The sequence below is a fragment of the Chloroflexota bacterium genome, from assembly GCA_020161265.1.
Taxonomy (GTDB): domain Bacteria; phylum Chloroflexota; class Chloroflexia; order Chloroflexales; family Herpetosiphonaceae; genus Herpetosiphon.
Window position 1 is genome coordinate 68,649 of sequence record JAIUOC010000006.1, and the last position, 12,035, is coordinate 80,683.

A 12,035-nucleotide genomic window follows, 5' to 3' on the forward strand; every position below is an offset into this window, starting at 1 on the left:
AACCGAGTCTTTGTGTTTATTCAAAATACGGTTGAATTACGCCGCTGCGCGTTGAATCAAGCCGCTGTTGAACGCTAGATTGATCAAGCGCTGCCAAGCTAATTGGTGCTGCTTGGCGTTGTTGGCTAACCAAAAAGTGCAAATAGGTTGGAGCATGGCTTGTGCGATAGGCGTTAATGCTGGTTGCCCCCCGCAATCCATCGTAGCGAATCGTTTTTTGCCCAGCCCGAGCACTGGCAATCAACAAAGCGGTATCGTAGCCAAGTGCATGATGGTGGGTTGTTTCAGTCCCAGACACTTTGCTAAATGCCTGTTGAAAGCTTGGATTACTCGCCACGCTCCAACCACCAGCATAAGCTATATCCAACCCTTGTTTGCGCAGCCGTTGCGCTAATTTCGCATCGAGCGTGGCATTGGGGGTAATCCATAAGGTTTTGCTGCTGGCGGTATAGCTATGCCACCATTGCTGTGATTCAGCGGCATTGAGCGCTAGGTACACAACATCAGGATTGAGGCTGGCAACTTTGGCGGCCAGATCAGCTGAATCGAAGTTAAAATCGCCAATTAACTCAGCGCCTGCCACCAATAGACCTTGGGCAAAACCCCACGTACAATCGTAGCCACTGAGTGCTGTTGAACGAATGATGACGGCGCGTTTGCCTCGTTGTTGGCTAGCCCACACTGCGCTTTGCCAAGCAGCATCGGCCAGGCCAAAACTATTGATCAACAGATTGGGGCTGGGGTTGGCAACCGCGAAATGTTCGCCCAAGGTTGCAGCAATGATCGCCTGATTGGGCAAGCAGTCGCTTAAGGTTTGGATGCCGAAGGCTGTGCCAAGGCTGAGCCAAATATCCGCCGTCGCAGCCTTGGCGGTGAATAGGTGGCTGAGGCTTTGGGGCGTTTGAAGATTAAATCGGAAGGGAACTGCTGCTTGCTCGCTGGCAAACTGTAAACCTGCCAAAAACGCTAGCGTTGCACGATGGCTGTGCAATTCTGTGGGCAGGATAACTCCAACCTGCATTACCTCTGGCTCTCGTAGCCGAATAGGGCTTCCCTCGTTGGCAGCGGCTAGCTCGGGCATGCTGGCAAGCAACCCGGACATAGCGCCCAACTTGAGAAACTGCCGCCGATTGATGGCTTGATTGTGATCTTGATCGGGCATGGTGGCATCCTCAAATGTATTAAATGTGGGTGTGGATCGGGCAATGCGCCAAAAGCATACCATAGCCCTGGAATAACCCTTGTAGGAAAAAGGTCATAGTAGCATATAGTACCTAGGCTGATAGATAAAAAATTAAAAAACCACCGCATGGGGTGCGGTGGTGAAATGAGCCTTGCAAGAATCAAAACTTACACTTGGCTCATGGGGGATTTTCGGGCTTGGACAGTCAGTTGCGTTGCATTAAGCGCTGGCCTACTGGTGGTAGGCCAAGCTATAATTCGCCAACAACCACAAGTCCTAGACTTCCATGACCTCGGCTTCTTTGGTTGTGCCGATCGTTTCAACTTCCTTTTGGAAGCGGTCGGTCAATTTTTGCAACTCTTCTTGGCCACGGCGCTCGTCATCTTCCGAGATGGCCTTATCTTGTTGCAATTTACGAATGGCATCTTGGGCTTCGCGACGCACATTGCGAATCGCGACTTTGCCATCTTCAACTTTGGCCTTGACCTGCTTGACCAACTCCTTACGCCGTTCTTGGGTCAATTGGGGAATCGCCAAGCGAATGACGCGGCCATCGTTGCTGGGGTTGATGCCCAACTCGGAATTTTGGATGGCCTTTTCAATCGCCTTGATTGCCCCTTGATCGTAAGGTTGAATCGTAATCATCCGTGATTCAGGGGTAGCGATGTTGGCCAACTGGTTGAGCGGCATTTCAGAGCCATAATATTCAACCTTCAAATCTTCGACCAAGGCGGGAGAGGCGCGGCCCGTGCGCACAGCACCAAGGGTATGGCGCAACGAATCGATGCTCTTTTTCATTTTGCTTTCGGCATCGCGTAAAACATCTTTAACCGTCATACTAAAACTCCTTGTCATTTGGCTAATGCTACCCAGCGGTAGCGGGGGCTTCAGTGCTGGCTTTGCTAATCAAGGTACCAACCTGCTCACCTAGCACAATTCGTTCCAAATTGCCTGGGCTATCGAGGCTAAATACAATGATTGGAAGATTATTATCCATGCAAAAGGTCAGCGCCGTACTGTCCATAATCGTTAAGCCACGGGTTAGGGCATCAAGATAGGTGATATGGTCAAATTTGGTTGCTTTGGGGTCGGTGCGTGGGTCAGCGCTATACACCCCATCAACCCGGTTTTTGGCCATCAGAATCACATCGGCATCGAGTTCGGCAGCGCGTAAAGCTGCGCCCGAATCGGTGGTGAAATAAGGATTACCAGTGCCAGCGGCCAAAATAACCACTCGGCCTTTTTCCATATGCCGCACCGCTCGCCGTCGAATGTACGATTCTGCCACCTCATCCATTTTAATCGCGGTCATGGCACGGGTTTGCATGCCGTTCCGCTCAAGCGCATCTTGCAAGGCTAAGGCGTTGATAATTGTTGCCAGCATGCCCATATAATGTGCTTGGGGTGGTTCCATTCCAGCTTTGATTGCTGGGCCACCACGCCAGATATTGCCGCCGCCAAGCACAATTGCCACTTGCACCCCATGCGCCAACAATGGCTTAATCTCGGCTGACATATAGTTTAACACGTCAGGCGAAATATTGGTTTTACCATCGCCAGCCAATGCTTCGCCACTGAGCTTGAGCAAAACCCGTTTGTAGCGTGGTTGCATACCAGAACCCTCCAAGTGAAAGTCAAAAGGTCAAAAGCAAGGAAGAAACAAACACCTGCGTGATTTCAGAAAAAAACCGTCGCCTGCGGATTGAGAACAATCCACAAACGACGGTTGAAGAGTGAATAGATTGGGTTGCGCCAATCGTCGCACTGTTTAGTTGCTGCCAACTTCAAAGCGGCTAAAGCGGCGGACAACGATGTTTTCGCCCAATTTAGCAATCGCTTCTTGGACCAAATCTTTGATCTTGACGCTGGGGTCTTTGACGAATTCTTGTTCGAGCAAGACCACTTCGCCATAGAATTTCTCGATGCGACCTTCAACAATTTTTTCGACAATATTGGCTGGCTTGCCACTATCGACATTTTGTTGGCGCAAGATTTCGCGTTCGCGTTCGACTTCGGCAGCTGGCACTTCTTCGCGATTGACATATGATGGGTTGGTTGCAGCAACGTGCAAGGCCAAATCATAGGCCAATTTCTTGAAATCGTCGGTTTTGGCCACGAAGTCGGTTTCGCAGTTTACTTCCACGATGGCAACAACTTTATTGCCTGGGTGCACATAAACTTCGATCCGGCCATCGCTGGCATCGCGTGATGATTTCTTGGCGGCGGCGGCCAAGCCTTTTTCGCGCAAAATCTTGATTGCAGCGTCAACATCGCCACTGGTATCCGTCAGCGCCTTCTTGCAGTCGAGGATGCCAGCGCCGGTGCGTTCGCGGAGTTCCTTGACTTGATCCATCGAGATACTCACAGGGTATTCTCCTTGTTGTAAAAACGGACGAGCATTGTTGCTCGTCCGGGGTCTGGGTGTCTATCGATACTAGGACGGCATTCGCGAGCGCAGGCCGGAATGACCTCGGCCTAGAATGCGTCTTCTTCGTACTTGGTTTGTTCTGCCAAAGCACGTTCTTCGATATGTTGTGATTGACGGCGGTTTTGGCCTTCCAAAGCTGCGTCGGCAATTTTGCCAGCCATCAGTCGGATAGCGCGAATCGCGTCGTCGTTTGATGGAATTGGGTAATCGATTGGATCGGGATCGCAGTTGGTATCAACCATCGCCACGACTGGAATGCCCAGCTTCTTAGCTTCGCTAATTGCCAAGGTTTCTTTGTGTGGGTCGATCACGAACATGGCTGCTGGCAAGCGTTCCATCGTTTTGATCCCGCCGAATACGCGGTTCAATTTAACGATTTCGTCTTCCAACTTCAATGCTTCAGCCTTGGTAACCAAGTTGAATTCACCACGGTCGCGGCGAGCTTCCAAATCGTGCAAGAATTGCAAGCGGCGCTTGATGGTTGAGAAGTTGGTCAACAAACCACCCATCCAGCGTTGGGTCACATACAATTGATTTGAGCGGGTGGCTTCATCGCGCACAGCTTCTTGAGCTTGCTTCTTGGTGCCTACGAAGAGCACCTTGCCGCCGCCAGCAACTGCATCGGCTACAAAGCGATAGGCGCTTTGCAAGCTGGTGACAGTTTGTTGCAAATCGATAATGTGAATCCCATTGCGATCCGTGAAAATAAACGGACGCATTTTGGGGTTCCAGCGCTTGGTTTGGTGGCCGAAGTGAACACCTGCTTCAAGCAGGGCCTTCAGCGACACTACACGGTTGGTAGTTGTGTCGGTCAAGGGATGACTCCTTACAAAATAATGTTTTCCTCCGCCGCCGCAGTTATTCCAGCACTGAACCAATCACCCAAAGGATCGGCAGGAGCGGTGCCATGCAGACGACGTGCGTCACTAGCGACCAGCCCAATGGCTGGCACACCGTCGATTAGTATAGCATGACTAGTAGTAAAAGGCAAAAGCATGAGCATAGAGCATAGAACATAGAGCATAAAGAATGATAGTTATTGATCCACGAAGCGCACGAAGGACACGAAGTAATTAATCTTCGTGCGCTTCGTGGCCTTCGTGGTTAAAACTAGCACTACAACAAACGAATTTTTTCGCGGTGGGTTTTGACTTCGCGGGTGGCATTGCGGGTATCCACAACCACGCGGCTTTGCTCAACGATCTTGGCATAATCAAAGTCGCTGTGATCGGTCACAATCACGGTGCAATGGGCTTGCTGTAGTAGTTCATCGGTCAGCGGCACGGTTTGGTATTCATGATTATGGTGATCATAGAATACGGTTACATGCGGATCGCAACAGTACACATTGGCCCCATCAGCTGCCAATAAATCCATTACTTTGAAAATTGGCGATTCACGATAGTCGTCGATGTCTTTTTTGTAGGCCACACCGAGCAGTACAACCGTCGAGCCTTTGATGCTGCGTTCTTGATCATTCAGGGCATGGCTGATCCGATCGCGCACAAAGCGTGGCATGGTCAAGTTGATCTCGCCTGCTAGCTCGATAAAACGCGCCGAAATATCATAATGCCGCGCCTTCCAAGCCAAATAGAAGGGATCAAGCGGGATACAGTGGCCGCCTAAACCTGGGCCAGGCGTAAAGCGCATAAATCCAAATGGCTTGGTCGCGGCGGCATCGATAATTTCCCAAACATTCAAGCCCATGCGATCGCAAATCAGGGTCAATTCATTGACCAAGGCAATATTGACGTTGCGAAAAATATTCTCGAACAGTTTGGTCATTTCGGCGGCGGCTGGCGATGAAACTTCGGTTACCGCAGTCACGATATGGCCGTAGAACAACGAGGTTAGCTCGTTGCACTGCGGCGTAACCCCGCCAACTACCTTGGGAATGTTGTGCACCTTGAAATTAACCGAACCTGGATCGATCCGTTCGGGCGAGAAGGCTAAGAAATAATCTTCGCCTACGCTGAGATTGCATGCATCAAAGGCTGGTTTGAGCACTTCAACCGTGGTACCGGGGTAGGTGGTGCTTTCAAGAATAATCAATTGGCCTGGGCGAAGTCGTGCGGCAATCTCGTTGGTCGCCGATTCGATATAGCTCATATCGGGGTCGCGAGCTTCGTTGAGTGGGGTCGGCATACAAATAATAATAATGTCGCAATCGCGCAATCGCTCAAATTGGGCGGTTGCTTCGATCAACTTATTATTGCGGAGTGCGGCCAAATCGCTGCTTGGCACATCGCCAATATAGCTTACGCCCTCGTTGATGCTGGCAATTCGTTCAGCACTAATATCGAAACCCAGTACATTGAATCCAACGTTGCCTGCCCGAGCCAACATTGGCAAGCCAACATAGCCCATGCCAATAACCCCAACTTGAGCACGTCGTGTTTCGATCGCGCTGCGTAAATCTGCAAAGGTACTCACACTAAATCCTTTATTGTTTCATAGATTGGCATCTATGCGAAACTGAAAACCATGTGCCAAACAAGCTTGGCACGAGAATGATTGTTGTTAACATGTCGGCTGAATCGCCGCAGTATACAGCTGTTCAAGCCGTGCGGCATAACGATTCCAAGTTAATTCGTTTTCGACCCGTGAACGTGCTGCTTTGCCCAGCAGCCTAGCCCGTTCTGGTTGATTGAGTAGATCGTTGATAGCGGCACTCAGCGCTTGTGGCTGGGCGGGTGCTACCAACAAGCCATGTTCGCCCGAAGTAATTACTCCAGGTACTCCGGCAATCTTGCTGGCGATAATTGGCCGACCCGCGCCCATAGCTTCAAGCAGAGTGTTGGGCAAGCCATCAACGTTGCCACTGCGATCGCGCACCGAAGGCAGGATGAAGATTGTAGCGGCATTCAAAGCACTATTAATGACATCGTGGCCAATTGCCCCGGGAAATAGCACGGCCTCGCCAATTCCCAAATCGGCGGCTTGGGCTATAAGTTGCTCTAAGCCTGGGCCATAGCCACCGATCATCAATTTGGCGGTTGGGTGCTGGGTTAGCACCTGAGCGAAGGCTTGCACCAAATAGCGAAAGCCTTTTTTCTCGACCATACGCCCAACCGTAAATAGCAACGGCGTAGTATCATCGAGGCCATGTTGCTGGCGAAACGCTGCGCCAGCGGCGGGGTCGGGCCGAAAATCAACAGCATCGACACAATAGGGCAGTACATGCAATTTAGCAGGTTCTGCGCCCAAAGCTGCCGCCCGCGTCGTTAGATCGCTCGATGGCGCGGTGATAGCCGAGGCATAGCGCATAATCGCTGTATTGATCCAGCCAGTCGGGGCAGTGCGCTCAGCCACCGAGACATCCGAGCCGTGCGTGCTGATAATCAGTGGTAATTTACGTTGCCGCGCTAGCAACCAAGCCGGAAAGCCATTCGGAATCGACCAGTGGCCATGAATTAAATCGAAGGGTTGTTGGGCGGTAAGCTGAGCCATAGTGCGCCACGCCGAAGCAACTGCTAAGGGTGCAACCAAAAGAGCGGCGTTGCGCATTTGCACATCATTATGCAACGCGCCAGCATAACCCCAAACATTTAAGCTCGGATGCGGCGCATAGCGATAGCGATGGATGTGGATGCCTCGTACCTGATCGCCTCGTTTGAGTTCGGGGTGATCGGGCAAAAGCATATGCACCTCGTGGCCACGCTCAACCACGGCGGCGGCAATTTCTTCGATAAAGGGCGCGGTCATCTCACCTGGATATTTGGGAAACGACGACGCAATCATGAGTATGCGCATAACTTGCTATTCGCTCATAGGCTATCGATCAATGCAATAGCCTTGTATGATGATCAATCAGTTTGGAGTCGTTGGTACATTGCAGCTACAGTTTTGGCTCCAGCAAACTGTATTTATTGAATTTCGTAGATATAGACTGTGCGATTTTTCGGCCCCGCAAAGCTGGCTCGTAGCACAAACCCAGGTAGCTCCTCGCCTTTGAGCAAGCGGCCTAAGCCAATTTGGGCTTGATCTTTGTTGTTTTGCACAGCATTAACCAGAATAAACGAGGCCTTGTAATAGTCAGCAACCTGTTTGATCACTGCTAAATCGGCCACATTTGGATTCATCACAGCAGCCCGTTCAGCATGAAAATTGAGTTGCCATGGCACGCGAGTCATCACCACTGCCTCTGGTGGGGTATTTTGGCGCAACCATTCGAAGGCCTGCAAATCGGGTTGCCATTCGGCATACTCGCTGCCTGCGACGGTGGCACTTTTGTTGGCGGCCTCGACCCAACCTGGGGTGAGCGCCAACACCAGCAGTTGAGCTGCTACCAACAAGGCCAACGGACGACCACGCTGGTTCCAGCAACGAGCAATTGCATCGTGAATTGCCACCAACGCGCCAGCTGCCAGCAAGGCCAAAAATGGCACTAATGGCACAAAATAGCGTTCTTCGTCGGCATGCCAATACAGCGCCAAGAACAGCACATATGGTGTGAAACTCGCTCCAACCAAAGCGATCAAGCTGGCTTGTTGGTGGCGAGCAGCAATCAACCCAATTAAGCTCAGCCACGCACCCAACATCAACCACACATAGGGCTGACCATTAACTCCCTGATCATTATTGCCCATCAAATTGCCGCGACCGCTAAACATACCCAAGGCAGGGCTAGCTGGCAACAAATAGTTGCGGGTCGCCTCAAATTGATTGCCAATTTTATCAAAGGTCTTTTGATAGCCCCAACGCAGAATCCAGCTTGGCTCGGGTAAGCCGTTGCTGCCGGGCAAGCCTTGCTCGTTGGTGTAGATATTGTAGATCGAATCGAAATTTGTGTAACCGATGATCCAGGCATCATAACTTTCGGTCGAAAAGGCGGGCTTGCCAAATTCATGCAGGTTGCGGGCAATATAGGGTGAGAACACTAAAACTGCTGGTAGTACCCACCACAAAGCGGCAGTTCGATAGGCCTTCCAGCGATCTTCGACCTGCCATAAACGCCAAATTAGCCACAAACCCATGCCAATTGCCACAATCACGGCGCTGGTTTTTTGCCAACACATCAGCCCGATGATTAAACCTGAGCCAAGTAAGCGCTCTTTGCTATGGGTTGCCAAACTACGCCAGAGCAGCCAAATCGCCGCTGTGTAGAACAGCACAAACGCCAAATCCGAGGTGCTATAGATCATCAAGCGGAACATATGCCGATTGATCAGCACCAACAGCACCGCAATCAAGCCAACCCGTTGATCCCACAACTGGCGGGCAATTCGATAGACCAAGATCGACAACAAACTAAAAAAGATCAGATTGGGGATTTTGGCGGCCCACGGTTCAGGCCCAAACAAGGCAAAGAATGGCGCGATCCAGACTGGTTGCAACATTGGCCAGGTTTCTTGCACCCGCGTCACGTCGCCATTGGGATACAGTTTGAAAAATTGGGTTACATAATCAACGACCCAGCCGCGTCCCGCCACCAAGTTGCGGGCAACTACGCCATTATCGGAGTAATCGGCGTTGCCAAGGTAGTTAATTTGGCGAATTACGCCCCAGCTATAAATTAACCAAACTCCAACCACTAAGCCTAGCAAGGCCCAGCCCAAGCCTTGGCGGGTGCGCAAACGCCGATTGAGCCGATCGAGCAGCCGATTGAGATCGCCCCAGTAGAAGCCTGCAATAAACAAGCTAGCTACTGCCAACGAAACCACAATAATTGCCCCAGGATCGAGCTTTTTGGCTTTGGGGAGCCATTCGTTGGCGGCTTGGCTAAGGCTGGGCCAACTGATAGCCAGCAGGCCAATCAGTGCGGCCATTGCTAAACCATAATCAAGATTTTGACCTTGTAACAAGCGTTGACGGAAATGTAACCAAGTATCAATAATCTGGCGTTGCCAATTCCAAACCACCACAAACCCAAGCCCCAACAGCACCAACTCAAACGATGGTAACAGCCAGTGACGGGCAAAATAGCCTAGCGTCAGCCAAAAAACGACCAAGAGCAACCCAAGCAAAAACAATGGCAAACGCTCACGCGGGTAGAGCCAACCAGCCAAGAGGATCAAGCCCAAGGCCACTGCTACGCGCCAAATTAGGCTCCAGGCAGGCAGATTAAATCCTACAGTATTGGTCGTGGCGCTAACGCCATACAAACGCAAACCATGAGGTCGGCGGTCGTTGGGATACAGTGTTGTGCCAGTGAAGGTGGCGGTATTATCCAAGGGGGCAAGTTGCTGTGGGTCGTGGCTCAGGCGTAATTCAAGCTCAAGATTGCTTTGATTGAGCGCTGGCGTACTTATTTGATAGATGGTGCGTTGGCTGCTGGCCTCAAATACGGCAATAAGCTGTTGATTGACCAACACATGCACAAATGGTTGAGGTAAATCGCTGCGTAGCACATCATCGGGCCAGCCAACTAAATCAAGCTCAAGTGTATAGCTGCTATGTGCGCCGAGTGCCGGAATCTGAATTTGGGTGCTGCCGCGTGTCCAGCGAAAACGCCCGCCGATTGCGTCGAGTTCATCGGGGAAGACCGTGCCAAGATCGGTGGCGGCTTGGCCAAGTGCCTCGCTTGAAACCAAAAAAGGCTGATCGCCCAAGCCGTCGCTGGCAATCCGCACATGGGTCGGCAACTGATAAAGCGCGGTTAACAAGCATAGCGCCATCAGCAACACACTTGCGATTGTAATGATCCATTGACGCAGCGACCATGCAGCGCGGCGTTGCCACCAGTTTTGTACCAAACCAGCCTCAAATCGTTTCATCGACAACAACGTGCCATTATACCAGAGCATCGGATTGGCGCTTTTCAGCAGTTTATCATTGCAATCGGCCTTGGAGTTCTGCCATGATCAAGCGTATTTGGAGCAAAATCATGATCAAAGCAATTGTATTTGATATTGGCGGAGTATTGGAAATTACGCCGCGTACCGATTGGGTTGAACGTTGGGAGCAACAACTGGGTTTGGCTGCGGGCAGCATCAATCAACAGCTACACGATCTTTGGCTTGGTGGCAGCATTGGCACAATCAGCGAACAAGCAGTTGAGGCTGGCATTGCCGAACGCTTAGGCCTAGATTCTAACCAATTAGCCGCTTTTTTGGCCGATTTATGGGCTGAATATTTAGGCACACTCAATGCCGAATTGGCCGATTTTTTTGCCAGCCTACGCCCACGCTATATCACCGCCATCTTGAGCAATAGTTTTGTGGGCGCACGCCAGCGCGAACAAGCCGCCTATGGCTTTGAAGACATCTGCGATTTAATCATCTACTCGCACGAAGAAGGCCTGAAAAAGCCTGATCCGGCGTTTTATCGTTTGGCCTGCGAACGACTCAAGGTTCAGCCCCACGAAATGATTTTCCTTGATGATATTGAAGTGGTAGTTGAAGCTGCGCGAAACGTTGGCATCAAGGCCATTCACTATCGCTCAAATCAGCAGGCGATTGCCGCCATTCAGGCCTTGCTTACCGAAGCTTGAGCCAGAATTTCATACAACAGCACGCCTGTGGCCACCGCCAAATTCAGCGAATCGGCTTGGCCACGCATGGGAATGCTGACCAAGGCTTGGCATTGGGCTTGTTGCTCGGCATCCAAGCCTTCGCGCTCACTGCCCATCAGCAAAATCAACGGTTGGGGATAATCATAGTTGCGATAGTGGCTGCTGGCTGAATCCGCCGCCCCAACCAAATTAAAGCCACTTGGGCCAAGCCATTGGCTAAATTCGGCCCAGGTTGCCTTCACCAAGCGTTGGCTGAATAAGGTTCCCATGCTGGCTCGCCCCGTTGCTGGATCATAGGGATCGGTGCAATCGCCCAATAAAATCACGCCTGCTGCGCCAACTGCATCGCCAGTGCGCAAAATTGTGCCCAAATTCCCAGGGTCACTAATCGCATTGAGCGCGATCCAACACAAGCCTTGGTCGGGCCTAACCTCGGCTAAACTGGCCCATTGTTGGCGTACTACCGCTGCCAAACCTTGTGGGCCATCTTTGCTCGAAAGGCTGGCAAACACCTCGCCGCTGACTTCGAGAATAGTTGTGGCTTGTTGGCGCTGCTGCTCAACTAAATCTTGGGCAAATTGGCTACGCAACAGCTCGGGCGCAACGATCAATTGCTCAATCGGGGCTTGGGCTTGTACTGCCTCGGTCACATTGCGAATACCTTCAATAAAAAAAAGGCCGGTGGTTTCACGTTCACGGCGTTGGCGCAAAGCCCGAATTTGCTTAATTGCTGGATTATGTTTGCTGGTTAACATTGCCAAACTTTCTAGTTGAAATCATGCTGTTGGCTATTGTAACAAGCAATTTGCTCAAACCGATCCACGAAGAGCACGAAGGGATGAGGGATCAGGGGTCAGATGTCAGAGGTCAGCAATATGCAACCGCGAAGAACGCGAAGATTACGAAGGTTAAGGCTATAGGCGCTCGGCTATTGGCTATGGGAAGAATTATTGGGATTTCAAACCAACCTC

The 12,035-nt window shown here is 51.2% G+C and carries 10 protein-coding genes; 1 reads left to right on the forward strand and 9 read right to left on the reverse strand.

Annotated features, from left to right (window positions below; translation table 11 throughout):
* Positions 1-16 precede the first annotated feature (16 nt).
* The 8 genes from LCH85_14520 to LCH85_14555 form a co-directional block, all read right to left on the reverse strand.
* Positions 17-1,162 carry a hypothetical protein gene (locus LCH85_14520; protein MCA0353204.1) on the reverse strand — a complete coding sequence of 382 codons (1,146 nt, stop codon included), beginning with the start codon at positions 1,160-1,162 and terminating at the stop codon, positions 17-19.
* Positions 1,163-1,459: 297 nt separating this feature from the next.
* The gene (gene frr, locus LCH85_14525; protein MCA0353205.1) at positions 1,460-2,020 is read right to left on the reverse strand and encodes a ribosome recycling factor; all 561 of its coding nucleotides are present in this window, start codon (positions 2,018-2,020) and stop codon (positions 1,460-1,462) included.
* A 28-nt stretch (positions 2,021-2,048) separates the two neighbouring features.
* Entirely contained in the window at positions 2,049-2,795 is a 747-nt protein-coding gene (gene pyrH / locus LCH85_14530; protein ID MCA0353206.1) for a UMP kinase, read from the reverse strand.
* A 156-nt stretch (positions 2,796-2,951) separates the two neighbouring features.
* Entirely contained in the window at positions 2,952-3,536 is a 585-nt protein-coding gene (gene tsf / locus LCH85_14535; GenBank protein MCA0353207.1) for a translation elongation factor Ts, read from the reverse strand.
* A 122-nt stretch (positions 3,537-3,658) separates the two neighbouring features.
* Positions 3,659-4,426 (reverse strand): 30S ribosomal protein S2, encoded by a 768-nt coding sequence (rpsB, locus tag LCH85_14540; GenBank protein ID MCA0353208.1) that lies wholly within the window; start codon positions 4,424-4,426, stop codon positions 3,659-3,661.
* 301 nt (positions 4,427-4,727) lie between these two features.
* The gene (locus tag LCH85_14545) at positions 4,728-6,044 is read right to left on the reverse strand and encodes a nucleotide sugar dehydrogenase (GenBank protein MCA0353209.1); all 1,317 of its coding nucleotides are present in this window, start codon (positions 6,042-6,044) and stop codon (positions 4,728-4,730) included.
* 87 nt (positions 6,045-6,131) lie between these two features.
* Positions 6,132-7,352, reverse strand: a complete 1,221-nt coding sequence (locus LCH85_14550; protein ID MCA0353210.1) for a glycosyltransferase family 4 protein — start codon at positions 7,350-7,352, stop codon at positions 6,132-6,134.
* Positions 7,353-7,477: 125 nt separating this feature from the next.
* Positions 7,478-10,327 carry a glycosyltransferase family 39 protein gene (locus LCH85_14555; GenBank protein MCA0353211.1) on the reverse strand — a complete coding sequence of 950 codons (2,850 nt, stop codon included), beginning with the start codon at positions 10,325-10,327 and terminating at the stop codon, positions 7,478-7,480.
* An 83-nt stretch (positions 10,328-10,410) separates the two neighbouring features.
* Here LCH85_14555 and LCH85_14560 point away from each other — a divergent pair, with 83 nt between their 5' ends.
* The gene (locus LCH85_14560; GenBank protein ID MCA0353212.1) at positions 10,411-11,043 is read left to right on the forward strand and encodes an HAD family phosphatase; all 633 of its coding nucleotides are present in this window, start codon (positions 10,411-10,413) and stop codon (positions 11,041-11,043) included.
* Here the strand turns inward: LCH85_14560 and LCH85_14565 are convergent.
* Positions 11,019-11,819 (reverse strand): RNA methyltransferase, encoded by an 801-nt coding sequence (locus LCH85_14565; protein ID MCA0353213.1) that lies wholly within the window; start codon positions 11,817-11,819, stop codon positions 11,019-11,021. The two genes, LCH85_14560 and LCH85_14565, sit on opposite strands and share 25 nt — an antisense overlap.
* Positions 11,820-12,035: the final 216 nt, after the last annotated feature.